The organism is Streptomyces roseirectus (assembly GCF_014489635.1).
Taxonomy (GTDB): domain Bacteria; phylum Actinomycetota; class Actinomycetes; order Streptomycetales; family Streptomycetaceae; genus Streptomyces; species Streptomyces roseirectus.
Genome location: NZ_CP060828.1, coordinates 8,339,119 through 8,366,110, shown reverse-complemented (window position 1 = coordinate 8,366,110; position 26,992 = coordinate 8,339,119). Strand labels below are relative to the sequence as shown.

The window sequence follows — 26,992 nt, the reverse complement described above, 5'->3', positions numbered from 1 at the left end:
GGCCATGAGCACACGTGACCTGGCCGAGGCGCTGCGCGCCGAGACCGACGCCGAGGTCCGCTTCGACGCGGGCAGCAGGGCCGCGTACGCCACCGACGGCTCCAACTACCGCCGCGTCCCCCTGGGTCTGGTGGTGCCGAGGAGCGTGGAGGCGGGGGCCCGCGCGGTCGAGGTGTGCGCCGCCTTCGACGCGCCGGTGCTGTCCCGGGGCGGCGGCACCAGCCTCGCCGGGCAGAGCGCCAACGCGGCCGTGGTGATCGACTGGAGCAAGTACTGCGACGCCGTGCTCGCCGTCGACCCCGACGCCCGCACCTGCGTCGTGGAGCCCGGCATCGTCCTCGACGCGCTCGACGCCCGACTGGCCGACCACCGGCTGCGGTTCGGGCCGAAGCCCTCGACGCACAGCCACTGCGCGCTCGGCGGCATGATCGGCAACAACTCCTGCGGCGCCTCCGCCCAGGCGTACGGCAAGACCGTCGACCACGTGCGCCGCCTGGAGGTGGTGACGTACGACGGGATGCGCGCCTGGGTCGGCCCGACGGGGCGCGCCGAACGGGCCCGGATCCGCGCCGGGGGCGGCCGGAGGGCGGAGCTGTACGACGGGCTCGACCGGCTCGTCTCGGCCAACCTCGCCGAGATCAGACGGGGTTACCCGAAGATCCCGCGCCGGGTCTCCGGGTACAACCTCGACTCGCTGCTGCCCGAGAACGGCTTCGACGTCGCCAAGGCGCTCGTCGGCAGCGAGGGCACCCTCGTCACCGTCCTGCGCGCCGAGCTGGACCTCGTCCCCGTCGATCCGTGCGAGTCGCTGCTGGTCCTCGGGTACGACGACATCTGCCGTGCCGCCGACGACGTGCCGCGTCTGCTCGACCACTGCTCGCCGGCCCAACTGGAGGCGCTGGACGGGCGGATGGCGCGGTTGATGCGCGAGGAGCGCGTCCACACCGACTCCCTCGCCACGCTTCCCGAGGGGGACGCCTGGCTGCTGCTCCAGTTCGGCGGGGCGAGCCGGGAGGAGGTCGACGAGCAGGCGTACGCGCTGCTCAAGGCGGTCGGGCGGGACGCCGGTGACTCCTCGGTCGCGTTCTCCGACGACCCCGCGCGGGAGCGGCGGATGCTGCGGGCGCGGGAGGCCGGGCTCGGGGTGACCGCGCGTCCGCCGGACGGGCGGGACACCTGGGAGGGGTGGGAGGACTCCGCCGTGCCGCCCGAGCGGCTGGGCGCGTATCTCCGGGACCTGAAAGGGCTGTTCGCCGAGTTCGACTACGACCACCCCACGTTGTACGGGCACTTCGGGCAGGGGTGCGTGCACACGCGGATCCCGTTCGAGCTGCGCACGGGCCAAGGGGTCGCGGATTTCCGGGAGTTCGTGGAGCGGGCGGCGGATCTCGTGGTGGGGTACGGGGGTTCGCTGTCCGGGGAGCACGGGGACGGGCAGGCCCGCGGTGAGCTGCTGCGGCGCATGTACGGGGACCGACTCGTCGCGGCGTTCGGCGAGTTCAAGGCACTGTTCGATCCCCGGGGGCGGATGAACCCCGGGAAGATCGTCGACCCCGAGCCGCTGGACGAACGGCTGCGGGTCGGGCCGCTGTGGCAACCGGCCGCCGTCAGCACGCACTTCGGGTACCCCGACGACAAGGGGTCCTTCACGCGCGCGGTCCTGCGGTGCGTCGGCATCGGGGAGTGCCGGACCCACGAGGGGGGCGTGATGTGCCCCTCGTACCGGGCCACGCGGGAGGAGGAGCACTCCACCCGGGGGCGGGCCCGGATGCTGTTCGAGATGCTGGACGGGCATCCCGACTCGGCGATCACCGACGGCTGGCGTTCCACCGAGGTGCGGAACGCGCTCGATCTGTGCCTGGCCTGCAAGGGGTGCAAGTCGGACTGCCCGACCGGGGTCGACATGGCCACGTACAAGGCGGAATTCCTCGCCCACCACTACGCCGGGCGGCTGCGCCCGCTGTCCCACTACTCCCTCGGCTGGCTCCCCCTGTGGACCCGACTCGCCCAGCACGCGCCCTCCTTGGCCAACCTCGCGGTCCGCACCCGCCCCGCGAAGTGGCTCGCCGGCGTCGACACCGCCCGCCAGGCGCCCCGGTTCGCGGCCCGGCCGTACATCCGGCGCCGGCGGGCCCGGGGCGCCGAGCGTCCGACGCCGGGCGACCCCTCGACGGTCGTGCTCTGGCCGGACACCTTCTCCAACTTCTTCCACCCGTCGGTGGCCCGCTCGGCGGTACGGGTGCTCCAGGCCGCCGGCTACCGGGTGGCCGTCCCGACGACGCCCGTCTGCTGCGGCCTGACCTGGCTCTCGACGGGCCAACTCGACGTCGCGAAACGGGTGTTGCGCCGCACACTGCGCGTCCTGCGCCCCTACCTGGACGCCGGAACCCCCGTGATCGGCCTCGAACCCTCCTGCACGGCCGTCTTCCGCGGCGACCTCCCCGAACTCCTCCCCGACGACCCCGACGCCCGCCGCCTCACCTCCCTCACCCGCACCTTCGCCGAACAACTCGCCGACTGGCAGCCCCCGTCGATCCCCCGCCGGGCCACCGTCCAGACCCACTGCCACCAACACGCGATCACCGGCACCGACGCCGACCACGCCCTCATGCGGCGAGCCGGCCTCACCCCGACCGTCCTCGACGCCGGCTGCTGCGGCCTCGCCGGCAACTTCGGCTTCGAACGCGGCCACCACGACGTATCCCTGCGAGTAGGCGAGTTGGGCGTCCTCCCCGCCGTCCGCCACACCGACCCCGCCTCCCTCGTCCTCGCCGACGGCTTCAGCTGCCGCACCCAGATCGAACAGTCCGACACCGGCCGCCGCGCCCTGCACCTCGCGGAAGCCCTGTCCCTCGCCCTCGACGGCCCCCTCCCCGCGACCCACCCCGAACGCGCGGCCGGCGAGCCGGACCCCCCGCGAAGCCGCCCCAGGCTCCACCTCACCAACCGACTACAGGGCCGGGGCCTCCCCCGCGTCCCCGGCACGCCGTGGGGCCGGCACACCCCCGTCGCCGACAGCGGCACAGAGGACCGGAACAGCTCAGGAGGCCGGAACGGCTCGGAGGGCCAGGGAGGCTCGGAAGCCCGGGGCGCCCCGGCCGACCGGAACCCCCCGCGAAACGACGACCGCCCGGAGGAGCGGAGCGGCCCGGAGGGCCGGAATCACCCCGCACCCCAGAGCAACCCCGACACCCGAAGCACCCCGGGGACTCCCGCCGCCCCGAGGGACACGACCTCCCCGTAGGGCCTGGCCATGCTGAGCGAAACGGCTGCCGTGAGCACCTGCCCGCACACCAAGGGGGTCGCCCGCCCGACAGGCCCTGGGCCACTCTCCGGGCCGACCCCGCCCCTCAGCGCCCCGCGCAACCCGCCACCCCCGAGCAACGCCCCACGCCAGTCGGCACCCCCGAGCCCACCCACCCGACTCCCCGAAAGGACGTCACCATGAAGGTCTCCGATCACCTCCTGTCCCGTCTGCGTGAATGGGACGTCGAGTACGTCTTCGCGTACCCCGGCGACGGCATCAACGGGCTGCTCGCGGCGTGGGGGCGGGCGGAGGACCGGCCAAGGTTCGTGCAGGCGCGGCATGAGGAGATGTCGGCGTTCGAGGCCGTGGGGTACGCGAAGTTCTCCGGGCGGGTCGGGGTGTGCGCGGCGACCTCGGGGCCGGGGGCGATCCACCTGCTCAACGGGCTCTACGACGCGAAGCTGGACCATGTGCCGGTCGTCGCGATCGTGGGTCAGACGAACCGGAGCGCGATGGGCGGCTCGTACCAGCAGGAGGTGGACCTGCTGAGCCTGTTCAAGGACGTCGCGTCGGACTACTGCGAGATGGTCACCGTGCCCCAGCAGTTGCCGAACGTCCTGGACCGGGCGATCCGGACGGCGTACGCGCGCCGGTCGGTGACGGCGGTGATCGTCCCGGCGGACGTGCAGGAGCTGACGTACGAACCGCCGGAGCACGCGTTCAAGATGGTCCCCTCCAGCCTGGGCCTGCCGCGCTACGCCCCGGTCCCGGACGACACGGACCTCCAGCGCGCCGCCGACGTCCTCAACTCGGGCGGGAAACCGGCCCTGTTGATCGGCCAGGGCGCGCGCGGCGCCCGTACCGAGGTCACGGCGGTGGCCGAACGCCTCGGCGCGGGCGTCGCGAAGGCGCTGCTCGGCAAGGACGCCCTGGACGACGGCCTGCCGTACTCGACGGGTTCGATCGGCCTGCTCGGCACCCGCCCCTCGTACGAGATGATGCGGGACTGCGACACCCTCCTGGTCGTCGGTTCGTCGTTCCCGTACACCCAGTTCCTTCCGGAGTTCGGCAAGGCGAGGGCCGTGCAGATCGACATCGACCCGCACATGGTGGGCCTGCGCTACCCCTTCGAGGTCAACCTCGTCGGCGACGCGGCCCGCACCCTGGAACGCCTGCTCCCCCTCCTCGACCAGGTCAAGGACTTCTCGTGGCGGGAGAAGATCGAGGCGAACGTGGCCCGCTGGCGCCGCGTGATGGTCCGGCGCGCCGAGGTGAGCGCGGACCCGGTGAACCCGGAGTACGTCGCGCACGAACTGAGCGGACTCCTCCCGGACGACGCGATCCTCACCGCCGACTCGGGTTCCGCCGCCAACTGGTACGCCCGCCACATCGACCTGCGGGCCGGCATGCGCGGCTCCCTGTCGGGCACGCTCGCGACGATGGGCCCCGGCGTCCCGTACGCGATCGGCGCGAAGTTCGCGCACGGCGACCGTCCGGTGATCGCGCTGGTCGGCGACGGCGCGATGCAGATGAACGGGCTGGCGGAGCTGATCACGGTCGCCAAGTACTGGCGGGAGTGGGCGGACCCGCGCCTGGTGGTCGCCGTGTTCAACAACCGTGACCTGAACCAGGTGACGTGGGAGATGCGGGCCATGGAGGGGGCGCCGCAGTTCCTGCCGTCGCAGGCGATCCCGGACGTCGCGTACGCCGACTTCGCGCGCTCGCTCGGGCTGACCGGGATGCGGATCGAGAAGCCGGACCAGGTGACCGGCGCGTGGGAGGCGGCGCTGGCCGCGCACGAACCCTGCGTCCTCGACTTCGTCACCGACCCGGCCGTCCCGCCGATCCCCCCGCACGCCACCCTCGACCAGATCGAGGCAGCGGCGGCGGCCGTCCTGAAGGGCGACAGCGACCGCGCCGCGATGGTCAAGCAGGGCTTCAAGGCGAAGGTCCAGGAGTTCCTGCCGGGCAGGCACAACGGCCACCGCTGAGGGCCGACCGGCCCGGCGGCCGTCACGGCGAACGTCTCGGCAGGGCGCACGAGCGGCTGGTCTGGCGCATGACCAGCGTTTGCGGGGCGAGTCGGAGCCTTCTGGACGATCCTCGGCCCTTCGGCCTCGGTGGGCTTCTCCGGAGAACGTTGACAAGCCGGAGCAGTGAACTGATGATTCAATCAGTCCTGCGGAGATGGTCAGAAAGTGGGGATCATCCCGCTTGCACGCCACCCCGCGGTGGCCTATTTATGGCGATACGCACAGTATTGCCGCCCACACCCAAGGAGAGGCGCCATGAGCGAGACAGACCTGCACGCCAAGTTCCAGCAGTTCCCCGACGCCGTCCGCGAGAAGGTCGACACCGCACTGTCGGACGCCGTGATCGCTCTCAAACTCAAGGCCGCCGAGGTGCTGGCCGACAAGGCGGAGATGGCCGAACACGCCGTCACCACCGCCGGCCGGATCGGCGCCAAGAGCGGTGAGGTGTCCGAGCTGACGACGATCCTGCCGCTGAAGCCGAACGGCGCAGCGCGGCTGCGGAAGTTCTTCAGCCTGGTCGGCGGGAACCTGGCGGGTGCAGGCCAGGTCGGCACCCTGCACAACATGCGGTTCGTGTTCCTCGACAACGACACGAAGCTGCTGTTCGCGACCGCCTTCGACGGCGAGTGGGACCCCTACATCGACGACTTCGCCACCAAGATCCCCGAGTTCATGGACTACCTGTTCGGCAACGTCGAGGGCTGGCCCGGCATCACCTCGCCGGACGTGAAGGACTTCATCGTCAAGTACCAGATCCCGGCGGAGGCGTGGTTCGTCGCCCACCCGGGCCTCACCGTCGCGGAGGGCCACCGGCTCAAGCGGCAGGAGGCCGCCGTCCAGCGTTTCCTGTCGGACCTCAACTGAGAAGGCAGGCACACCATGCCTTCCCCGCCCCCGCTGTTCCGGCGGCTGCGCCGCCCGCCCACCCTGGACCTCGACGACATCCAGGCGACGTTGCTGCGGGCCCGGCCCGAGCCCTACTTCGGCACCCACGCGATCCTGGAGATCACCGAACCGGCCGCGGGCAGGGAACTGCTGCGCCGGCTGGCCCCACGGGTGACCTCGGCGGCGCGCTGGGACGAACCGCGGCCGTCCTGGCTGGCCCTCGCCCTCAGCTATCAGGGGCTGGTCGCACTGGGGCTGCCGGAGACGTCACTGGCCTCCTTCCCCGCCAACTTCCGCGCCGGGATGGCGGCCCGCGCCGAGCGGCTGCGGGACACCGGCGTGAACGCGCCGGACCGCTGGGAGTTCCCCTTCGGCACCCCGCGCGTGCATGTCGCCGTCACGGTGCATGCCGCGAGCGAGGACGACTGGCGGGCCGAAGTCGCCGCCTACGAAAAGGAACTGGGCGAGGTCCCGGGCGTAAAGCTGCTGTCGCACCAGGACTTCGCGGCCGACGGGTTCAACGTCTTCGGCTACCGGGACGGTTTCAGCCAGCCGGTGGTCGAGGGCAGCGGCGCCGAACCCCTGCCCGGCGACGGACGGCCCATCAAGGCCGGCGAGTTCGTCCTCGGCCACCCCAGCGAGACCGGCGTACCGCTGCCCGTGCCGGCTCCGGACGTCCTGGGCCGCAACGGCACGTACGTCGTCTTCCGCAAGTACCACTCCCACGTCGCGGCCTTCAACAAGTGGCTGCACGACAACGCCTCCACCGAGGCCGAACGCGAGCTGCTGGCCGCCAAGCTGGTCGGCCGCTGGCGCAGCGGCGCACCCCTCGCCCTGTCCCCGGAGCGCGACACCCCCGCGATCGGCGAGGACCCGAACCGGATCAACGACTTCGACTACTCCGCCGACCCGCGCGGCCTGCGCACCCCGCTCGGCTCCCACATCCGCCGGATGAACCCGCGCGACACCAAGCTGACGGTCCTCAGCGACGTCAACATCCGCCGCATCATCCGGCGCGGCACCTCCTACGGCACCCCACTGCCCCCCGACCGCCTCAAGGACGACGGCACACCGCGCGGCCTGGACTTCATCGCCCTCGGCGCCCGAGCCATCGACAACGTCGAGTTCCTGCAGAGCGAATGGGTCGACTCCGGCAACTTCATGGGCCTGGGCAAGGAGAAGGACCCGATGATCTCGCTCCAGGACAAGGGTGCCTACTTCACGGTGCCCGGGACCCCGCCGCGCCGGGTGCGGAACATCCAGTCCTTCAACACCCTCCTCGGCGGCGAGTACTTCTTCATGCCGAGCCTGTCCGCCATCCGCTGGCTCGCCGGCAACTGACCCCACCTCGCGCGAAGGCATTCCCCATGACCTCGTACGTCCGCTACAGCCCCGACCTCGAACAGCCCTTTCCGGACGAGGACGAACTCGTCCGCCAGGTCGTCGCGGCCATGGGCAAGGCCAACCAGCAGGTCGCCGACAAGCACCGGCACGGCCTGCGCGACGCCCACGCCAAGAGCCACGGCGTCCTCGCCGGCGAGCTGCGCGTCCAGCCCGGCCTGCCCGCCCACCTCGCCCAGGGCCTCTTCGCCGAACCGGTCACCTACCCGGTGATCGTCCGCTTCTCCTCCGCCCCCGGCGACCTGCGCTCCGACCAGGTGCCCGTCCAGCGCGGCCTCGCGATGAAGGTGATCGGCGCCCCCGGGCCCCGCGCCCTCGACGACGGCTTCACCACCCAGGACTTCCTCCTCGTCAACCACCCCACCCTGCCCTTCGGCAACATCGCCGAATACGCAAAACTCCAGGGCATCCTGGAGAAACAGCCCGGCCAGAGCGACCAGCAGCTCCAGCTCACCGGCGCGGCCGCCCGCGTGGCCGCCAAGGCCCTCACGCGCGTCGGACGTCCGCTGCCGCCCGCCGTCGAGACCCTGGCCGCCGCCAACGACCACATCCTCGGCGAGACCTTCCACTCCATGGCCGCGCTGCGCTACGGCGACCACGTGGCGAAGATGTCCGCCGCGCCCCGGTCGGCGAACGTCAGGGCCCTCACCGGCAGCCACGTCGACAAGAAGGCCGGCGAGTCGGCCCTGCGCGACCTCGTCATCGACTTCTTCGCGGACAACAGCGCCGAGTACGACATCCGCGCCCAGCTGTGCACGGACATCGACCGGATGCCGGTGGAGGACGCCTCGGTCCTGTGGCCCGAGGAACTGTCACCGCACCAGACCGTGGCCGTGCTGCACCTGCCCGCCCAGGACGCCTACAGCGACGCCCGCCGCCGCTACGCCGACGACGTCCTCTCCTTCAGCCCCTGGCACGCCCTGGAGGCCCACCGCCCGCTGGGCTCGATCATGCGCTCCCGGCGCGCCGCGTACCCCGCGTCCAGCGACTTCCGGCACCGCTTCAACGGCGTCGAGCCGCAGGAGCCGTCCGGCATCGAGGAGCTGCCCGCCTGACCAGGTCCCGACCGACCCAGGACGCGGCCGCGGGTCGGTCGGGACGCGCGTGCCAGAATGGCGAGGTCCATTCTCCGCCCTGGCTTCTTCGAGGTTCCTTTCGTGTCTCCGCCCGTCGGCCGTGTGCCCCAGCGACGCAACGCACGGTCCAACCGGGCCCGCATCCTGGCCACCGCTCGCCAGGAGCTCGGGCGGAATCCCGACATCACCCTGGAGGAACTTGCCCGCGCCTCCGGTGTCGTGCGGCGCACGCTGTTCGGGCACTTCCCCGGCCGGGCGGCGCTGCTGGACGCGCTGGCCGAGGAGGCCACCGAGGCGCTTCAGGCCGCCGTCGCGGCCGGCACGGGGGAAACGGAGCCGGCCGACCGGGCGCTCGCCCACTTCACGTTGGCGCTCTGGCCCGTGGGCGACCGCTACCGGATGCTCCTGGCGCTGGCCCGGCGGGACCTCGGCATGGACCGGGTCGCCGGGATCCTGGAACCGGCCCGGGTCAGGGTCACGGCCATCGTGGAGCAGGGACAACGGGACGGGATCTTCCACTCCCACCTGCCGGCCCCGGTGCTGAGCGCCGGCCTGGAGGCGATGACGGTCGCCCTGCTGGAAGAGGTCAACACCGGGGCGCTGGAGGACGACGGCACCCGGGTGGCCGTCACCACGCTCATCGCGGCCGGTGTGCCGGAGAAGCGGGCGCAGAGCGTCGTCGACGAGGTGGCCGCCGCCGAGGGGTGAGATCGCCCCCGCAGTCCGACGTGACCCCGGTGCGGAGCGCCGGGGTCTTTCCATGTCCGCCCCCACTTCTTTAGTTACCCCTAGATGTGCAATTATCTTGGGTATGAACTTCGGCGGACCAGACGATCTGGCCTTCCCCCAGCCCGCGCCGGTGGCGCTCCTCGGCGACAGGTACGAACTGCGGCTGCTGCTCGGCTCCGGAGGCATGGCCGAGGTGCATCTCGCGCACGATCTCCGACTCGACCGCGGCGTCGCGGTGAAGACTCCGCGCACCGACCTCGCCCACGATCCGGCACTCCAGGAGCGGTTCCGGCGGGAGGCCCAGTCCACCGCCTCGCTCAACCACCCGGCCATCGCCGCCGTCTACGACACGGGCGAACACATCTCGTACGGGGCGCAGTTGCCGTACCTCGTGATGGAGTACGTCGACGGCATGACCCTGCGCGAGGCCCTGCACTCCGGGCCACCGCTGACCGTCGAACGCGCCTTGGAGGTGACGGCGGACGTCCTGGAGGCGCTCGCGCACTCCCACCAGCACGGCATCGTGCACCGGGACATCAAGCCGGCCAACGTCATGGTGACCTGGTCCGGTCAGGTGAAGGTCATGGACTTCGGCATCGCCCGTGACGCACGGGACGTCAGCATGACCCAGACCTCCATGGTGATCGGCACCGCACAGTACATCTCCCCGGAGCAGGCGATGGGACACGCCATCGACGCCCGCTCCGACCTGTACTCGGTGGGCTGCCTTCTGTACGAACTCCTCACCCTGCGCACGCCGTTCACCGGTGATTCGCCGATGGCGGTGATGTACCAGCACGTCCAGGAGGAGCCACGGCCGCCGAGCCTCTACAACCCCGAGGTGGGCCCGCAGGTCGACGCGATCGTCCTGCGGGCACTGTCGAAGGACCCCGCGTATCGCTACCAGTCCGCGCGGGAGATGCACGCCGACGTCGAGGCGTGCCTCGTGGCGCGAACCGTCCCGGACGGGGGGTTCGACGGCGGCGACGAGGAGCCCGACGGCGATGACGCGGCGGAGAAGGGCCGCCGCAGAGGCGGTGCCGCGCTGATCGGGACGGGTGTCGCGGTCGTCGTCGTGGCGCTCGCGCTCGGCTGGTTCGTGTTCGGGCGCGGTACGGCCGACGACGGCAAGGCGGACGTACCCGATCTCGTCGGCCAGACCCTGGCGGAGGCCCGGCGCACGGCGGACAACGTCGGACTCACGCTCACCGTGACCAAGCAGGAGCCCTGCGCGGACCAGCCCAAGGGGCACGTCTGCGAGCAGACCCCGCTGGACGGCCGGCTCGACAAGGGAGAGGCGGTGTCGGTCATCGTCTCCACCGGCGCGCCGAAGGCCGAGGTGCCGGACGTCACGGACAAGGACGAGGACGACGCGTCCCGCATCCTGGAGGACAAGGGCTTCAAGGTGAAGCTCCGGCACAAGGTGTCCACCGAGGACGCCGGGACCGTCCTGGAGCAGGATCCGGCAGGCGGCGAGAGCGTCGAGAAGGGCACCGAGATCACGCTCACGGTGGCCAAGGAGGCCGAGAAGGCCACGGTTCCCGACCTCACCGGCAGCACCCTGGGCGAGGCCCGCAAGCTGCTCGCCGAGCACGACCTCGAGCTGGGCGACACCACCGAGGTGGAAAGCAGCGCGGAGGCCGGTACCGTCGTCGGACAGAGCATCACCGCGGGAGATGAGGTCGAGCCCGGTTCGTCGGTCGGTGTCCGGATCGCCAAGTCGGTGCGGACCGTGCGGATTCCGGCGGACATCATCGGCAAGACCCTGGGGGAGGTCCAGAACGAACTGGGTGGCCTCGGCCTCCAGGTGACCGTCGCCTCCGGGTACTCCCAGGCTTCCGACGCCGTGGTCACCTCCAGCACCCCGGCGGCCGGGAGCGAGGTCGAGGAGGGCAGCACGGTGGTCGTCGTCACCGAGGAGGCCCAGGACGCGCCGTCGGACGACGGGACACCCGCCGACGACACGGCGACGACGCCGGAGGCGACGCCAGGTGCGACGGACGGCGGCCAGTGAGACGTCGCTGACACCGGACAGCATCGAGCCCTCAGCCGGCCACGCCCGGCTGAGGGCCCTTTGCCGTCTTCCTCGGGAAGGTCACTCAGTGAGCTGCTGACGGGGTTCGGCGAGAGCGCCGTCGTCCCGCCCGGACTCCCGGCCCCTGAATGGCGCCTGCGCAGTGCGCTCCACCGCGAGCAGCCCGGCGGACGCGTCTTCAGCGCCTGATCTTCGACCATCACCCTGGAACCGGGCCCGGTCGGGGTCACCTCGGAGGTCCACTGAACGCCACCCCAGCCACCCGGGACGAACAACCAAAAAAGGGACGGTGCCGGGTGTCCCCTCCCGGCACCGTCCCGGGGCCGTGCGCCGCTCAAGGCACGGCCCGTCCTGGGGGTGGAGGAGGCCGGAATCCAGATTCCGGCCTCCGGTGTACAGGGCTCAGGCGCCCATGGTCTCGGCCTGCTCCTCGGTCGCCGGCGTCGCTTCTTCCTCACCGTGCCTGGTGGTGTGCCCCCGGCCGGGCAGGACGGCGACGACGATCAGGGTTCCGACGGCCATGATGATGCCGCCGATGAGGCTGGTGTGGGCGATGGCGTGGGCGAAGGACTCGTGGACCGCTCCGAGCAGGGTCTGGGCCTGCTCGGCACCGCCCTGGGGGTTCTTGGCGACCTGCTCGGCGACCGCGATGCCACCGCCGACGGAGTCCTTGGCGACGTCCATGGCCTCGGCCGGGAGGTGGCCGCCGGCCAGGTCGGTGAGCTTGTCCTTGTAGGACGTGGCGAGCAGCGAGCCGAGGATGGCGATGCCCAGCGAGGCGCCGAGTTCCAGGGCGGTGTCGTTGGCGCCGCCGCCGACGCCCAGTTCCGACTCGGGGAAGGAGCCCATGATGGTGTCGGTGGCCGGGGACAGGCTCAGGCCGATGGCGAAGCCGAGCAGCAGCAGCGGGGCCAGGAAGTCGGTGTAGGCGGAGCCGGAGTCGATCCGGGTGAGCAGGAAGACGCCCACGGTGCCGATCACCATGCCGCTGCCCACCACGGTCTTCACACCGAGCTTCGGAGCCAGCTTGCCGGTGACGGCGGCGCCGACGAAGACGGCTCCGGCCAGCGGCAGCAGGCGGATGCCGGTCTCCAGGGCGTCGTAGCCGAGGACGAACTGCAGGAACTGGGTGGAGTAGTAGATCGAGCCGAAGGTGCCGAAGAAGAAGAACAGCACCGCGAGCATCGAGCCGCTGAAGGGACGCTCGGCGAACTTGCGCACGTTCAGCATGGGGTTGGGGTGCTTCAACTCCCAGGCGACGAAGGCCAGCAGGCCCACACCGGCGACGACGGCCGCGGTGATCGGGCCGGTGCCCCAGCCGAAGTGCGGGCCCTCGATGGTCGCGTAGACCAGGGAGCCGACCGAGACGATCGACAGCAGACCGCCGACGTAGTCGATCCGGCCCATGTCCTCCGCCTTCGACGGCGGTACGAGCAGCAGCGCGCCGACGACGCCGAGGACGGCCAGGGGGACGTTCATCAGGAACGTCGAGCCCCAGGCGTGGTTCTCCAGCAGCCAGCCGGCGGTCAGTGGACCGGCGGCGATGGCGAGACCGGAGGTCGCGGACCAGGCGGTGATCGCCTTGGCGCGCTCGGCGCGCGGGAAGATCGCGACCAGCAGCGAGAGGGTGGCCGGCATGACGACGGCGGCGCCGACCCCCATGATCGCGCGGGCCGTGATGACGAGGTTCGTCTCGTCGACCAGGCCGCCCATCACCGAGCCTCCGGCGAAGATCAGCAGGCCGAGGACGAGGGCGCCACGGCGGCTGTACTTGTCGCCGATCGCGCCCAGCACCAGCATCAGCGCGGCGTAGGGGACGGTGTAGCCGTCGATGACCCACTGCAGGTCGCTGCTGCTCAGCCCGAGGTCCTTGGTCATGTCGGGGGCGGCCACGATCAGTGACGTGTTCGCCATGACGACGATCAGCAGGCTCAGACACAGAACCAGCAGGGCCCACCAGCGGCGGTGGTAGGGCTCCGTCATCTTCTCGACGGGTGTGTTCGGAAAGAGCGGCATGGCGGGGCTCCTCGGCAGGAGGTGAAGCGGAGGCTTCGGGGGTGCGGAATCGATGGGATCGGTGCACGTGGGACCAAGAAGGCTCGGCACCAGGGGCAACTAATTGCCCGTTAATGTGCAGACTAGTTTATTGCCCGTCGATGTGCAACTATCGAGTCGCCCTCCCCCGTCCACTGGAGGTTCGACATGATCCACGCACACCTGGCAGCCGCCCCGGAACGCAGCCGCGCCCTGCTCACGCGGGCCCGCATCCTGGAGGCGGCCCGGCAGGAACTCGGGCGCGACCCCGACAGCAGCCTCGGTGACATCGCCGAGGCGGCAGGGGTGGTACGCCGTACGGTTTACGGCCACTTCAACGGCCGGGCCGCACTGATGGAGGGGCTGGTGGAGGAGGCCACGTGGGCCTTGCGGCAGGCGCTCGCGGCCCCGCGCGCACCGACCGCGGACGCCGTCACGGAGCTGGCGCGCTTCGTCCTCGCGGTGTGGCCCGTCGGAGATCGCCACCGCATCCTGCTCCGCCTCGCTCCCCAGGACCTCGGGGCCGATCGGCCGGCTGAAGTCCCGGCCCCCGCGCGGGACATGGCGGAGGCGATCATCGGCCGGGGGCAACGGCAGGGCGCCTTCCAGACCGGCATCCCCCCGGTCGTCCTGACCCGGGCGCTGGAGGGGCACCTGCTGGGGCTTCTCGACTGCGTGAACAGCGAGGCCTGGAGTGACGACGGCACCGGCACCGCGACCGCCGCCCTGATCGCGATGGGCGTGGCCGGAGACAGCGCCGCGGCGTGCGTCCACGGACTCGTCCACCCCGCGGGCGACGCCGCGTAGGCGCGCACCTACCAAGCACCACCCGAAGAGGAGAACCATGTACCAGTCCCACCGCGACAAGGAGTACGTCGGCGAGCCCTACTACGGCGACGGCTCCGTATACGCGAGCCCTCCGGCCCGGACCAGGCGGCGCATGATCATCACCGCCGCGTCCCTGGTGGCCCTGCTGGTCGGCGGAGTCTCGGTCGACCGGATCGCCGCGGCTCACGCGGAGAGCCGTACGGCCGAGGCGTTCCAGGACGGCATGGGAACCGCCGATCGGCCGTCGGTGCACGTCAGGGGCTTTCCCGTACTGAACCAACTGGCCGCGGGCAGCCTGGACCATGTCGACCTGACCGCCCACGACATTCCGGCCGACGGCACCACCCGGCCGCTCCCGGTGACGAGGCTGACGGTCGGGATGGACGGGCTGAAGACCTCGGGGAGCGCCGACGAGGCTCACGCGGACGGCGTCACGGCGACCGCGTTCCTGTCGTACGCGGACGTGTCGAGCGCGCTCGGCGTGCGGGTGTCACCCGGGGACGGGCCCGGCCGGGTCGACGCGACCGCGAGTCTGCCGTTCGTCGGCGACGTGACCGTGAGCGCGGCCGTCTCGGCGGCCGACGGCAACCGTCTCGCCTTCACGGACGTACGCGCGGAGCAGGGTGAACCGCCCCCTCCGCTGAGATCACTGCTCGACAAGGCCCTGGACGAGCCCATTCCGCTGCGGAACGTGCCCGAAGGGCTCCGGCTGCGGTCGGTCACCACCACCGAGGACGGGATCGACGCCCGCTTCACGGGCCGCTCGGTCACGTTCCACCCGGACTCGTCGTCCGCGTGAGGTCAGGCGGCGTCGGGCAAGGGGCGTCGGGCGATCTCGCGGGCGTCGTCCGCGGGCAGGCCCAGCATCCGCAGGACCATCTCGGCGAGGTCGGCCGCGGCCTCGTCGCCGTCCACCTCGGGGCGGGCGAAACGCAGCTCCACCAGGGACAGCAGGGTGCCGCCCAGTGCGGACAGGGCGACCACGGGGTCGAGGGGGGCGAAGCGGCCCGAGGCGATGCCGACCTGGAGATCCCGCAGTGCCCGGCGGCCCAGGCCGTTGGCCGAGTGGACGTGACCGAGACCGCGACGGCGCAGGACCTGCATCAGCTCCGGGTGGGAGTCGGCCATGCGCGCGCTCAGCCGGAAGCCGGCCGCAAGCAGCTCCGCCGGGTCGTCGATCCCCGTCAGGCCCTCGTCGAACGCCTGGCCGAACTCCTCAAGAGCGTCGGCCACCGCCGCCTCGAACAGCTCCGTCTTGGAGTCGAAGTGGTTGTAGAAGGAGCCGAAGCCGACGTCCGCGCGCTCGGCGATCGTCTGGATGCTCGCGCCGGTGTCGCCGCTCTCGGCGAGGATCTGCCGGGCCGCTCGCACGAGAGCCCTGCGGGTCTCCGCACGACGCCGCTCGAACCGGTTGCTGGGCGGGGCTGACGTAGACATGCGCAAAGCCTACCCGCCGGGACGAAGGGGATCGCAGTCCTGATGAATTCATCATTTACCGCGGTGAACGCCTTGACGATGAAACAGTCACAGTTGATGATTTCCTCATCAAGGCAATGCCGCTCGGAGGGCACCATGTCTGAAACACGCGTCGACGGGGACGTCATCACGGCCCACCAGAACCTCCACAGCGCGCAGGGCGCCCTGCGCGGCGAACACCCCGGCCGCTCCCGGAACCCCGCGATCAAGGTGGCCGACCTGGCCTGGCTGGAGTTCGAGAAGCCCGACCTGGACCGGGCGGAGGTCTTCGCCCGCGACTTCGGCTTCGGCGTCGCCGCCCGCACCGCGAGCGAGCTGTGGCTGCGCGGCACCTTCGCCGGCTCGCCCTGCATGGTGATCCGACGCGGCCGTACGTCCCGCTTCATCGGTCCGGCGTTCCGCGCCGCCGAGCGGGGCGACCTGGACCGGCTGGCCCGCGCCACCGGATCGTCCGTGCGGGACGCCGACGTTCCCGGCGGCGGCAAGGCGGTCGACCTGCTCGACCCGTCGGGCTTCCCGGTCCGGGTCGTGCACTGCGCCGCACCGCTTCCCGCACTGCCGGAACAGCGGCCACTGCTGCTCAACTTCGGCACGGATCACCGGCGTACCAACGCCACCCAGCGGCCGCCTCGGGAGCCGTCCCGCATCCAGCGGCTCGGCCATGTGGTGCTGGAGACGCGGGTGTTCGGCCGGGCCCTGGACTGGTACCTGGACACCCTCGGGATGATCGTGTCCGACTTCCTGTTCCTGGACGGGCAGCGCGGACGCGGTCCCACGATGGCGTTCATCCGCTGCGACCTCGGCGGCGTGCCGGCCGACCACCACACCCTGGCCATGCACCTCGGGCCGGGCACCGGATACGTCCACTCCGCCTACCAGGTCACCGATCTGGACTCCATCGCGGCCGGCGGCGAATACCTCAAGGAGCGCGGATACAAGCGCAGTTGGGGCATCGGCCGGCACATCCAGGGCAGTCAGCTCTTCGACTACTGGCGCGACCCCGACCACTTCATGCTGGAGCACTTCGCCGACGGCGACCTGTTCTCCTGCGACGTCGAGCCCGGCTGGGCGCCCATGTCGACCAGCGGCCTCGCCCAGTGGGGCCCGCCGGCCACCCGCGACTTCCTCGGCGCGAGCCCTTCCCCGCAGCGGGTCCGCGATGTCGTCGAGGCCCTGCGCGGCGACAACGAGATGGACCCGGCACGACTGTTCGGCCTGCTCAAGGCCGCCAAATCCTGAACCCGACCCCCCTGATGAAGGCAACGACATGAGTACGAACGTCCTGCGCACCGCCGACGGCTGGTGGGCGGTCCTCGGTGACCGCGCCGTCCCCGTCGAGACCAAGGCCGCCACCACCGCCGAGCTGCTGGCCGACCGCGACGCCGTACGAGAGGCGGCCCTCTCAGGCGAGGCGGGCACACCCGTCGCCGACCTGGCTGCCCTCTCACCGGTCACCACCCCCTGCCGGGTGGTCGCCCAGATGGTCAACTACCGCAGCCACGCCCGCGATTCGGGCTTCACCGGCGACATCCCGCCCGCCTTCTTCCGCAAGGCGTCCGGCTCGGTCAGCGGCCCCGGCGACGCCGTCGTCCGGCCGTCGCACGTGAAATTCCTCGACTACGAGATCGAGTTGGGCCTCGTCATGGGCGCGCCGCTGCCCGTCGGCACCGTCGTCGAGGAGCGGGACCTGCCGTCGTACGTCGCCGGGCTGGTGATCACCAACGACGTCAGCGCCCGTGAGGTGCAGCTGACCAAGACACAGTTCTACGAGAGCAAGTCGTACCCCACCTTCACGCCGACCGGTCCGTACCTGTCGTTGCTGGAGCCGGAGGACTTCGCCCATCTCCTGGACCTGCGGCTGAGGTTGAGTGTCAACGGCGAGCCGCGCCAGGACCGCACCCTGGCCGACATGATCGTCCGCCCGGCGCGGGCACTCACCCTGCTGGCCCGCTTCCAGACCCTGGACGCCGGCGATCTGCTGCTCACCGGCACCCCCGGCGGCACGGCCCTGAAGGCGCCGCCGAAGGCCGTCGAGAAGATCGGCGCGCTGCTGCCGCCCGCCGTGAAATGGAAGGCGTTCTTCAGGAGCCAGGCGAAGAACCCGCACTACCTGAATCCGGGCGACGTGATCACGGCGACGATCGCGACCCCCGACGGCCGCATCGACCTCGGCGAGCAGCGCACGCCCGTCGCGGCCGCGAACTGACATCCGAGGTGAGCCGCACATGACCGTCGATGAAGCCGCACGTGTGCCCGTCGTGATCGTCGGGGCCGGGCCGGTGGGCGTGACCGCCGCCCTTCTCCTGGCCCGGCGCGGCGTCCGCAGCGTCGTCCTCGAACGCCACCAGGACGTCTACCCCCTCCCCCGCGCCGTCGCGGCCGATGACGAGGTCCGCCGGATCCTCCAAGCGGCGGGCGTCGGTGAGGAGTTCACCGCGATCTCCCGCCCGGCGAAGGGACTGCGGCTGCTGGACGCCCGGCACCGGGTGATGGCAGAGTTCCCGCGCACCCGGCACGGCCTGCACGGCTACCCGCAGACCAGCATGTTCGACCAGCCCGAGCTGGAACGCGTACTGCGCGACGCCCTGGCCCGGCGCCCCGAGTGCGAACTGCGCGGTGGTGTGGAGGTCACCGGCGTCGGCCCCGACTCCGCCGGCCCCGTCCGTGTCACCTACCGCGACGGCACCGGCGACCACGAGCTGTGGGCCGACGCGGTCCTCGGCTGCGACGGCGCGGGCAGCCTCACCCGCGAGGCGATCGGCGGCGCGTGGGAGGACCTGCGCTTCGAGGAACGCTGGACGGTCATCGACGTCGACACGACGGGCCCCGTCCGCTGCTGGGAAGGCGTCGACCAGATCTGCGACCCGGCCCGTCCGGCCACCTTCATGCGCGTGAGCGAGAACCGCTACCGCTGGGAGTTCAGGCTCGGGGAAGGACAAGAGACGGTCCGTGAGCTGGTCACCCCGTGGCTGCCGCCCTCGTACGACGGTGACTTCGAGGTCGTCCGCGAGACGCGGTACACCTTCCGGGCCCGCGTCGCCGACCGCTGGCGCGACGGACGGGTCTTCCTGCTCGGCGACGCCGCCCACCTCACCCCGCCGTTCGTCGGCCAGGGCCTGTGCTCAGGGCTGCGGGACGCCTACAACCTCACCTGGAAACTCGCCCGCGTCCTCCAGCAGGGCGGCGACGAACGGCTGTTGGACACCTACGAGAGCGAACGCAAGCCGCACGCACGGCATGTGGTCCGCCTCGCGGTCGCCATGGGCTGGGCCATGACCGGCGGCCAGGACGGTGCCGCCGCGCTCCGCCGGCGGGCGCTGGCCGCCGCCTGCCGCATACCCGGCCTGACCGAGCTGGCCGGCCGCGACCTCAGCCCGCCCCTGACCGCCGGACCGCTGGTGTGGCGCGGGGTCCGCCGACGCCTGGCGGGCACGCACTGCCCCCAACCGTGGGTGAGCGTCGACGGACGGCGTACCCGTCTCGACGAACTGCTCGGCGACTCCTTCACCGTACTGACCGCCACCGAACCCGGCCCCTCCCTGACCGCGCTCGCCCACAGCCTCGGCATACGCGCGCGCTGCGTGGCCGACCTCGGTGACGACGGCACCCTCGCGGCCTGGCTGCGCGGCGGACGCGCGGACGCGGTCCTGGTGCGGCCCGACCGCGTCGTGCTGGACGTCCTCCCCTCGGGCGGTCAGGACTTCACGTCGACCGCCGCCTGGGCCTCCCTGCTGCACACCACCCGGCGCCCCGTCCCTTCCGGGCGGACGGCCCCGAAACGCCTGTCGAGGAGTACGACGCGATGAGTACGCCCTTCTTCACCCCCGATCCGCAGACGGCGGCCGCCAGTCGCATCGCGGACTTCGCCCGGCTCCAGGGCATGGACCCGCGGGACTACGCCGCCCTGCACCAGTGGTCGGTCGCCGACCTGGAGGGCTTCTGGAGCGCGGTGTGGCAGTACTTCGACATCGACGCCGACACCCCCTACGAGCAGGTGCTGGCCGAGGAGCGGATGCCGGGCGCCCGCTGGTTCCCCGGCGCCACCCTCAACTACGCCCACCACGCCCTGCGCAACGTCCGCGACGACGGCACGGCGATCATCGCCCTCGACGAGACCGGTGCCGGATACGAGGTGACCGGCGCCCGGCTGCGTGCCCTGGTGGCCTCCGTGACCGCCACCCTGCGCGATCTCGGGGTCGGCAAGGGCGACCGGGTCGTCGGCTATCTGCCCAACACCCCGCACGCCGTCGTCGCGTTCCTCGCCGCCGCGAGCCTGGGCGCCGTGTGGTCGGTGTGCGGTCAGGACTACGCCCCCAAGGCCGCCGCCGACCGCTTCGCCCAGCTCGAACCCACCGTGCTGATCGCCGCCGACGGCTACCTGTTCAACGGCACCGCCCACGACCGCCGCGACGCCGTCCTCGAACTCGCCCACGCCCTCCCCACGTTGAAGGCGACCCTGCTGGTGGACCACATGGGCCTGCCCTGGCCGTCGCGGGCGTACCCGTCGCTGGTCATCCCCTGGGAGGACGCCTCCGCCCGCGCCGAAGATCTCACCTGTGTACCGGTCCCGTTCGACCATCCGCTGTGGGTCGTGTTCTCCTCCGGCACCACCGGCCCGCCCAAGGGCATCGTGCACGGCCACGGCGGCGTGCTGCTTGAGCACCTGAAAACCCTGGGGCTCCACTCGGACCTGGGCCCCGGCGACCGCCTCCTCTGGTACACCACCACCCACTGGATGATGTGGAACCTGGTCGTCTCCACCCTCCTCACCGGCGCGACGACCTGTACGTACGACGGCAGCCCGGCCCCCTTCGCCAAGCCCGACGTGCTGTGGGAACTGGCCGCCCGCCATCGGGTCACCGTCTTCGGCACCAGCCCCCAATACCTGCTGGGTATGGCCAAGTTCGGCATCGACCCGTCCGTCCACGACCTGTCGGCCGTCCGCGTCGTCGGCTGCACGGGCTCGGCCCTGCCCGCCTCCGCCTACCCCTGGATCCGCGACCACGTCGGCGACCACCTCCTGCCGGCCTCCATCAGCGGCGGCACCGACATCGTCTCCGGGTTCGCGGGCAGCGCCCCCAACACCCCGGTCTGGGCAGGCGAGTTGTCCGCGCCGCACCTGGGCGTGGCATTGGCCGCGTACGACGCCGAGGGCTTCCCCGTCATCGACCGGGTCGGCGAGCTGGTCGTCACGCGCCCCATGCCCTCGATGCCGCTGTGCTTCTGGAACGACCCGGAGGGCACCCGTTACCGCGACGCCTACTTCTCGGCGTACCCCGGGGTGTGGCGACACGGCGACTGGATCACGGTCACGGGGCACGGCTCGGTGATCGTCCACGGCCGCTCCGACTCGACGCTCAACCGCAACGGTGTGCGGCTCGGCAGCGCCGACATCCATGACGTCGTCGAAGGTCTCCCCGAGATCGCCGAGGCCCTGGTCATCGGCGCGGAGGAACCCGACGGCGGCTACTGGATGCCGCTGTTCGTGGTCCCGGCGGCCGGGGTCGAGCTGGACGACGCCCTGCGCGACCGTATCCGCGACGCGGTCCGCACCGGCGCCTCACCCCGCCACGTCCCCGACGAGATCCTCGCAGTGCCGGGCATCCCGCACACCCGCACCGGCAAGAAGCTGGAGGTCCCCATCAAGCGGCTGCTCCAGGGCGCCGCGGCGGAGCAGGTCGTCGATCCGGCCACGGTGGACCGCCCCGAACTCATCGACCACTACGCCCTGCTGGGCGAGGAGCGCCGCAAGAGCAGGTCCGCCTCATGACCACCGCGCTCGCCGCGGCGCCGTTCATGCGCCGGGCGGCGGACCATCTCGGCATGCCGGTACGGCTCTATCGCGTCGTCGGCGCGCTGGAGGTGGCCGGGGTCGCCGGTCTGCTGACGGGGCTGACCTGGGTGCCACTGGGCGTGGCCGCCGCGATAGAGCCGTCCCGGCCGCCGTCATGGCCCTGCTCTCCTTGACGTACGCGGCAACGGCGATGACCGCCGGTTGACGCGTCCTGCGCGGCCGGGCACGGGCAGCCCCGGGTGGGGGTGACGGCCGCCCCTCCCCGGCTCCGCGCGGGCCGTCATCGCACACCGGCCTTCCCCTCCCCCCGAGGCCGGGGCAGCCCGCGCCGACGTCCGGGGCCCGCGAGCGGCAAACCGGTCAACGAAGGCGAATGACCCGCTCCCGGGACCGAACTTTTTTCTTTCGTCCGTCATGAGCCGGGGAACACGACAGCCATCGCTGAACGGAGACACCCCAGGAGGCCCCCCGATGACCGACGAACCCGTGGTCGACCGAGTCGACAGCGCCGTCTGCACGATCCCCACCGAGACCCCCGAAGCCGACGGCACCCTCTCCTGGGACCACACGGCGCTGTGGGACGCGAAGTCCCGGCTGCTCGACGTCCCGCTCGGCGGCTACGGCGCGAAGCAGGCGGTGCGGCTGTCGGCCGCGCTGGAGGGCGAGGGCGTGACCTGGTTCGAGGAGCCGGTCTCCGCCGACCGGCCGGCCACGCTCGCGGAGATCCGGGGCCGGGTCGAGGCGGAGGTCACCGCCGGGGAGTACGGGTACACCCTGCCGTACTTCCGGGCGATGCCCGACACGGGCACGGTGGACTGCCTCCAGGCGGACGTGACCACGGGCTGGCTGCGGGTCGCCGCGCCGGCCCTCGCGCACGGTCTGGAGATCTCCGCGCACTGCGCCCCGCACGCCCACGCGCACGCCGCTGCCGCCGTGCCGAACCTGCGGCACATCGAGTGGTTCCACGACCACGTCCGCGTGGAGCGCCTGCTGTTCGACGGTGTCCTCGATCCGCTCGGCGGCGCGGTCACCGTCCACGGTCCCGGCCTCGGGCTCCGTCTCGACGCCGAGCAGGCCCGCCCGTTCAGGACCCGCTGATGGCCGCCCCGACGACGGTCGTCGTCACCGGAGCGAGCGGCGGCGTGGGCCGCGCGGTCGCCCGCCTGTACGCGGAGCGCGGCGCCCGCGTCGCCCTGGTCGCCCGGGGCAAGGCGGGCCTGGACGCGGCGGCGCGCGAGGTGCGCGAGCGGGGCGGGCTGCCGTACGTGTACGAGGCGGACGTCGCCGACGCGGACGCCGTGGAGGCGGCGGCGCGCGGCGCGGAGGAGGCGCTGGGCCCGCTGGACGTGTGGGTGAACTGCGCGTTCGCCTCCGTGTTCGCGCCGTTCACCGCGATCACGCCCGCCGAGTACGAGCGGGTGACCTCGGTGACCTACCTCGGCTACGTCAACGGCACGCGGGCCGCCCTCGCCCGCATGCTGCCGCGCGACCATGGCACGGTCGTCCAGGTCGGTTCGGCGCTCGGTGAGCGTTCGGTGCCGTTGCAGTCGGCGTACTGCGGGGCCAAGCACGCCATCAACGGCTTCACGTCGGCCGTCCGGCTCGAACTGCTGCACCGGGGCAGCCGGGTCCGGGTCACGGTCGCGCAGCTCCCGGCCGTCGACACGCCCCAGTTCACGTGGGTGCGCTCGCGGCTGCCGCGCCGGCCGCAGCCGATCCCGCCCGTCTATACGCCGGAGACGGCCGCGCGCGGTGTCCTGCGCGCCGCCGACCGGCCGGGCCGCCGTCAGCGCTGGGTCGGCGCGAGCACCCGGGCGACCCTGCTGGCCAACCGGCTGGCGCCGGCCCTCCTCGACCGCTACCTGGCCCGCACCGGGTACGCGTCCCAGCAGACCGACGAGCCGGACGGCCCGAGGCGCGACAACCTGTACGCGCCGGTGGACGACGACCGGGACCACGGCGCGCACGGCGGCCTCAACCGATAGGCCCCGCTAGGTCAGTCTCAGCTCCGTCTCCGCGCCGCCCTCCGGCCGGTTGCGGAACGTCAACTGAGCGCCGAGCAGCCGGGCCTGGCCGGTCGCGATGGTCAGGCCGAGGCCGGTGCCGCCGGTCCGGTCCCCGGTGCGGAACCGCTGGGGCCCGGACGCGTGCAGGACCGTCAGGAGGTCGTCGGGGAAGCCGGGCCCGTGGTCGCGGACGCGGACGACGGGGCCGTCGACGGTCATCACGACCGGCGGCGCGCCGTGCCGCAGCGCGTTGGCGGCGAGGTTGGTGAGGATGCGCTCGACGCGCCGGGGGTCGGTCGAGACGACCGTGTCGGTGACGATCTCCACGCTCACCCCGGCCAGTCCCGCCACCGCGCGCCGCGCCATGGCGCTGACCTCGCGCTGCTCGCGTTCCACGGCGGCGACCTGCGCGTCCATGCGGGCGACTTCGAGGACGTCCTCCACGAGGCCGCGCAGCTTGGTCACGCTGTCCGCGATGAGTTCCGAGGGGCGGCCCGGCGGCAGCAGGCCCACGGCCGTGGACATGCCGGCGACGGGGGTGCGCAGTTCGTGCGCGATGTCCGCGGTGACCCGGCGTTCCGCTTCGAGGCGGGCGCCGAGCGCGTCGGCCATGGTGTTGACGGAGGCGGCGAGGCGGGCGATCTCGTCGTGGCCGCGCGGGTGGACGCGGGCGTCGAGGTCGCCCTCGGCGATGCGTTCGGCGGTGCGGGCGGCGGCGGTGGCCCGGCGGCCCATGCGCATGCCGAGCAGCAGGCCGGCGAGGGAGACCACGAGGGTCGCGGCGGCGCCGGTCGCCAGGAGAGTGCGGTCGAGGGTGGACAGGGCCTGTTCCTGGGGACTGTACGAGCGTTTCAGCGCGAGGACCTTGCCGCCGGCGATGGGGGTCGCCGCCCACAGGACGCCGTCGTGCAGGTAGGTGACGCGGACCTTGCCGCGTACCGCGCGGGCGACCGGCGCGGGCAGGTCGGGACGGTTGACGCGAGCGTCGTTGCGGCGCCCGGCGGCGTGGTCGTAGGCGGCCGTCACCATCTCGCGGTCGATCGCGGCGCGGGCCGTGGCGAGCTGGTCGGCGGCGGTGAGGCGGTGCACGAGGACGCCGACGGCGCCCGCGACGCAGGCCGCCGCGACGGCGACCGCGAGGGCGACCTTGGTGCCGAGACTGCGGCCGGGGCGGGTCATACGCGCAGCTTGTAGCCGAAGCCGCGCACGGTCTCGATCCGTTCCCGGCCGATCTTGGCGCGCAGGCGCTGGACGTGGACGTCGACCACGCGGGTGTCCCCGGACCAGGCGTAGTCCCAGACGCGTTCGAGGAGGAGGTCGCGGGAGAGCACCGCGCCGGGGGCGGCGGCGAACTCGCTCAGCAGTCGCAGCTCGGTCGCGGTGAGCGCGAGGGGCTGTCCGCCGCGTTCGACGGTCATCGAGTCGGGGCAGAACTCCAGGTCGCCGAAGGTCAGCCGGGTGCCCGGCGCCTCCTCGGTGGGCACGGCGCGGCGCAGCAGGGAGCGGATCCGGGCGACGAGGACGGGGCCGTCGAACGGCTTGGTGACGTAGTCGTCCGCGCCGGCCTCCAGGCCCATGACGACGTCTATCGGGTCGTTGCGCGCGGAGATCAGCAGCACCGGCACGCGGGACTCCTCCCGGATGCGTCCGGCGAGGCTGACGCCGTTGAGGCCGGGCAGCATGATGTCGAGCACGGCGACGTCGGGCCGCTTCTCCCGGAACAGGGCGAGTCCGCTCACCCCGTCGGCGGCGGTCCGCACCCGGTAGCCGCGTGCCTCCAGCGTGAGCTGGGTCGCCTCGCGGATCAGGTCGTCGTCCTCGACCAGCAGCACCTCAGGCACGGTGGTCCCCTTCACTCATCGGGCACGTCCAGATACGTGTCCTCGTTGCCCTCGGCCCAGAACGGGGCCGGCGGTTTCTCCGGTGTGATCGCCGCGTGCCCGTAGAAGGCGACGTCGCCGCGCCGCACGAGCCCGCTCAGCACCACCACGACGCGGTACTCGGCGAGCTTCCCGTCGGAACACCCCGCCAGGCACCCGGTGTCCTGCGCGATGCCGGTGGCGCGCGGCCGGGCGGTCCCCCATCCCGTCCACCGCAGGTCCAGGAGGTAGACGCTGTTCTGGACGGCGATCTCCTCGGGCCGCTTCCAGGCCCGCCCGTACGCGTCGCTGATGTACGTGGGCCCCGACCACTGCACGGACGCGACCGCGGGCCCTTCCACCTTGACGCCGCCGTCGGGCCGCCCGCACGCCGCGAGCCCGACCGCGAGCACCCCGCAGGCGGCCACCCGCCAGAACCTCATCACCGCTCCTTCCGACCACGCGGAGTGATCGCGAGGACCGGCACATCGTACGTATCGCCTCACCCCCGGCTTGTAACAACCTTCCGGCGATCCGCCATCAGAAGAACTCGTCCAGCAGCACGTAGTACGCCAGCCGCTCCTCGTCGACGCGCCCCGCCCCGTACGCCTCCAGGAACCGCCACCCGCGCCCGCCGGTCAACTCCCGCAGGACGAGCGCGAGATCGGCGTGGCGGTCGGCGACCCCGAGCCGCCCGACGTCGATCACCCCGCTCACCCGGCCCGTCCTCGGGTCGACGAGGACGTTGTCGGGGCACAGGTCGCCGTGACAGACCACCAGGTCCTCCACCACCGGCCGGGTCCGCTCCAGTTCGGCGAGCAGGCGTTCCCCGGACCAGCCCGTGTACTCCTCCTCCAGGTCGTCGAGCCGTACCAGCCCGTCCCGGACGCGGCGGCGCGCCTCGTCCGTCGTGGTGTCGAGCCGCCGGTCGAAGGGGCAGGTCGCGGCGGGGAGCGCGTGCAGGGCGCGGGCGAGGTCGGCGAGGGCTTCCGGGGCGTCGTCCGCGGGCACGCCCTCGACGGCCTCGGTGACCAGCCAACGCTCGTCGCTCGCGACGATCGCCGGGACGGGGATCCCGGTGCCGGTGAGCCAGCGCAGGCGCTCGGTCTCCTCGGGGACCTCGGGGCCGGTCTTGGCGTAGAGGGTGGGGCCGGCTCCGGTGAGGCGGAAGACGTCGGCGCCGGACTCGCCCTCGGTGACGGGGGTCCAGGTGTGGTGCGGGAACAGGCTGCGCATGCCCCGCATCATCACCGGCGCTCCCCCGCGTCGCGCACACGTGTTTCCAGCGGTCCTCGACCGGGTGTGCAGGGCGCGCACGCACGATGCGCGCCCAAGGGTCCGGCCGGGAGGGGCGGTTGTCGATGGTGCTGCGGTTCCTCAAGAGCTTCGTGCGGGAACTGGTCAGGAGCGCTCAGGTGATGGGGGCGCTGGCGGTGGGGATGTCACCGGCGGTGCTGGACGAGGAACGCGAGCCGGCGCCTTCCGGTGAAGCGCTCGACGGTCTCCCGGGCCCCGGCCACCCCGAACGCCCCGTCCCGCACGTCCCCCCGACCCCCGAGGAGCGCTCCCTCTGGTCCCGCCTGCGCTGA

At 72.3% G+C, this 26,992-nt stretch carries 23 protein-coding genes; 17 read left to right on the top strand and 6 right to left on the bottom strand.

Going from position 1 to position 26,992, the window contains the following annotated elements:
- Positions 1-4: 4 nt before the first annotated feature.
- The 7 genes from IAG44_RS36185 (at position 5) to IAG44_RS36155 (ending at position 11,385) form a co-directional block, all read left to right on the top strand.
- Entirely contained in the window at positions 5-3,244 is a 3,240-nt protein-coding gene (locus IAG44_RS36185; protein ID WP_187751293.1) for an FAD-binding and (Fe-S)-binding domain-containing protein, read from the top strand.
- Between the two features lie 200 nt (positions 3,245-3,444).
- Entirely contained in the window at positions 3,445-5,238 is a 1,794-nt protein-coding gene (locus tag IAG44_RS36180) for a thiamine pyrophosphate-requiring protein (RefSeq protein WP_187751292.1), read from the top strand.
- Positions 5,239-5,535: 297 nt separating this feature from the next.
- On the top strand, positions 5,536-6,144 hold the full coding sequence (locus tag IAG44_RS36175; protein WP_187751291.1) for a hypothetical protein: 609 nt from the start codon (positions 5,536-5,538) through the stop codon (positions 6,142-6,144).
- Between the two features lie 15 nt (positions 6,145-6,159).
- Entirely contained in the window at positions 6,160-7,506 is a 1,347-nt protein-coding gene (locus tag IAG44_RS36170; protein ID WP_187751290.1) for a Dyp-type peroxidase, read from the top strand.
- A 26-nt stretch (positions 7,507-7,532) separates the two neighbouring features.
- Positions 7,533-8,621, top strand: coding sequence for a catalase family protein (locus IAG44_RS36165; RefSeq protein WP_187751289.1), 1,089 nt, complete (start codon positions 7,533-7,535; stop codon positions 8,619-8,621).
- A 57-nt stretch (positions 8,622-8,678) separates the two neighbouring features.
- Positions 8,679-9,350, top strand: coding sequence for a TetR/AcrR family transcriptional regulator (locus IAG44_RS36160; protein WP_425508493.1), 672 nt, complete (start codon positions 8,679-8,681; stop codon positions 9,348-9,350).
- Between the two features lie 103 nt (positions 9,351-9,453).
- Positions 9,454-11,385, top strand: a complete 1,932-nt coding sequence (locus tag IAG44_RS36155) for a Stk1 family PASTA domain-containing Ser/Thr kinase (protein ID WP_187751287.1) — start codon at positions 9,454-9,456, stop codon at positions 11,383-11,385.
- 423 nt (positions 11,386-11,808) lie between these two features.
- Here the strand turns inward: IAG44_RS36155 and IAG44_RS36150 are convergent, their stop codons facing one another.
- Positions 11,809-13,422 carry an MFS transporter gene (locus IAG44_RS36150; RefSeq protein WP_187751286.1) on the bottom strand — a complete coding sequence of 538 codons (1,614 nt, stop codon included), beginning with the start codon at positions 13,420-13,422 and terminating at the stop codon, positions 11,809-11,811.
- Positions 13,423-13,608: 186 nt separating this feature from the next.
- Here IAG44_RS36150 and IAG44_RS36145 point away from each other — a divergent pair, with 186 nt between their 5' ends.
- Together IAG44_RS36145 and IAG44_RS36140 are read left to right on the top strand one after the other, a co-directional pair.
- Complete coding sequence (locus tag IAG44_RS36145) at positions 13,609-14,247, top strand: TetR/AcrR family transcriptional regulator (RefSeq protein ID WP_187751285.1); 639 nt, start codon at positions 13,609-13,611, stop codon at positions 14,245-14,247.
- 37 nt (positions 14,248-14,284) lie between these two features.
- Positions 14,285-15,067: an LmeA family phospholipid-binding protein gene (locus IAG44_RS36140; RefSeq protein ID WP_187751284.1), complete on the top strand. Its 783-nt coding sequence runs from the start codon at positions 14,285-14,287 to the stop codon at positions 15,065-15,067.
- A 2-nt stretch (positions 15,068-15,069) separates the two neighbouring features.
- Here IAG44_RS36140 and IAG44_RS36135 read toward each other — a convergent pair whose 3' ends face one another.
- Positions 15,070-15,705 (bottom strand): TetR/AcrR family transcriptional regulator, encoded by a 636-nt coding sequence (locus tag IAG44_RS36135; RefSeq protein WP_187751283.1) that lies wholly within the window; start codon positions 15,703-15,705, stop codon positions 15,070-15,072.
- Between the two features lie 135 nt (positions 15,706-15,840).
- Between IAG44_RS36135 and IAG44_RS36130 the strand changes: the two genes are divergently transcribed.
- The 7 genes from IAG44_RS36130 to IAG44_RS36100 all read left to right on the top strand — a co-directional run bounded on the left by IAG44_RS36130 (position 15,841) and on the right by IAG44_RS36100 (position 23,523).
- Complete coding sequence (locus tag IAG44_RS36130; RefSeq protein WP_187751282.1) at positions 15,841-16,983, top strand: VOC family protein; 1,143 nt, start codon at positions 15,841-15,843, stop codon at positions 16,981-16,983.
- A 28-nt stretch (positions 16,984-17,011) separates the two neighbouring features.
- Positions 17,012-17,950, top strand: a complete 939-nt coding sequence (locus IAG44_RS36125; protein WP_187751281.1) for a fumarylacetoacetate hydrolase family protein — start codon at positions 17,012-17,014, stop codon at positions 17,948-17,950.
- 19 nt (positions 17,951-17,969) lie between these two features.
- On the top strand, positions 17,970-19,550 hold the full coding sequence (gene mhpA / locus IAG44_RS36120; RefSeq protein ID WP_187751280.1) for a bifunctional 3-(3-hydroxy-phenyl)propionate/3-hydroxycinnamic acid hydroxylase MhpA: 1,581 nt from the start codon (positions 17,970-17,972) through the stop codon (positions 19,548-19,550).
- Complete coding sequence (locus IAG44_RS36115) at positions 19,547-21,514, top strand: acetoacetate--CoA ligase (RefSeq protein WP_187751279.1); 1,968 nt, start codon at positions 19,547-19,549, stop codon at positions 21,512-21,514. The genes mhpA and IAG44_RS36115 overlap by 4 nt, the downstream gene beginning before the upstream one ends.
- On the top strand, positions 21,511-21,711 hold the full coding sequence (locus tag IAG44_RS36110; RefSeq protein ID WP_187751278.1) for a DoxX family protein: 201 nt from the start codon (positions 21,511-21,513) through the stop codon (positions 21,709-21,711). The genes IAG44_RS36115 and IAG44_RS36110 overlap by 4 nt, the downstream gene beginning before the upstream one ends.
- A gap of 298 nt (positions 21,712-22,009) precedes the next feature.
- On the top strand, positions 22,010-22,636 hold the full coding sequence (locus tag IAG44_RS36105; RefSeq protein WP_187751277.1) for an enolase C-terminal domain-like protein: 627 nt from the start codon (positions 22,010-22,012) through the stop codon (positions 22,634-22,636).
- Complete coding sequence (locus IAG44_RS36100) at positions 22,636-23,523, top strand: SDR family oxidoreductase (RefSeq protein WP_187751276.1); 888 nt, start codon at positions 22,636-22,638, stop codon at positions 23,521-23,523. The genes IAG44_RS36105 and IAG44_RS36100 overlap by 1 nt, the downstream gene beginning before the upstream one ends.
- A gap of 6 nt (positions 23,524-23,529) precedes the next feature.
- Here the strand turns inward: IAG44_RS36100 and IAG44_RS36095 are convergent, their stop codons facing one another.
- The 4 genes from IAG44_RS36095 to IAG44_RS36080 all read right to left on the bottom strand — a co-directional run bounded on the left by IAG44_RS36095 (position 23,530) and on the right by IAG44_RS36080 (position 26,651).
- Positions 23,530-24,723 (bottom strand): sensor histidine kinase, encoded by a 1,194-nt coding sequence (locus IAG44_RS36095; protein WP_187751275.1) that lies wholly within the window; start codon positions 24,721-24,723, stop codon positions 23,530-23,532.
- A complete protein-coding gene (gene cseB / locus IAG44_RS36090; protein ID WP_187751274.1) occupies positions 24,720-25,385 on the bottom strand; it encodes a two-component system response regulator CseB in 666 nt (221 codons plus the stop codon). The genes IAG44_RS36095 and cseB overlap by 4 nt, the downstream gene beginning before the upstream one ends.
- An 11-nt stretch (positions 25,386-25,396) precedes the next feature.
- On the bottom strand, positions 25,397-25,846 hold the full coding sequence (locus IAG44_RS36085) for a hypothetical protein (protein ID WP_187751273.1): 450 nt from the start codon (positions 25,844-25,846) through the stop codon (positions 25,397-25,399).
- A gap of 97 nt (positions 25,847-25,943) precedes the next feature.
- On the bottom strand, positions 25,944-26,651 hold the full coding sequence (locus IAG44_RS36080) for an APH(3') family aminoglycoside O-phosphotransferase (protein WP_187751272.1): 708 nt from the start codon (positions 26,649-26,651) through the stop codon (positions 25,944-25,946).
- A 74-nt stretch (positions 26,652-26,725) separates the two neighbouring features.
- On the opposite strand from IAG44_RS36080, the gene IAG44_RS36075 reads away from it, so the two are divergent.
- A complete protein-coding gene (locus IAG44_RS36075) occupies positions 26,726-26,992 on the top strand; it encodes a DUF6059 family protein (protein WP_187751271.1) in 267 nt (88 codons plus the stop codon).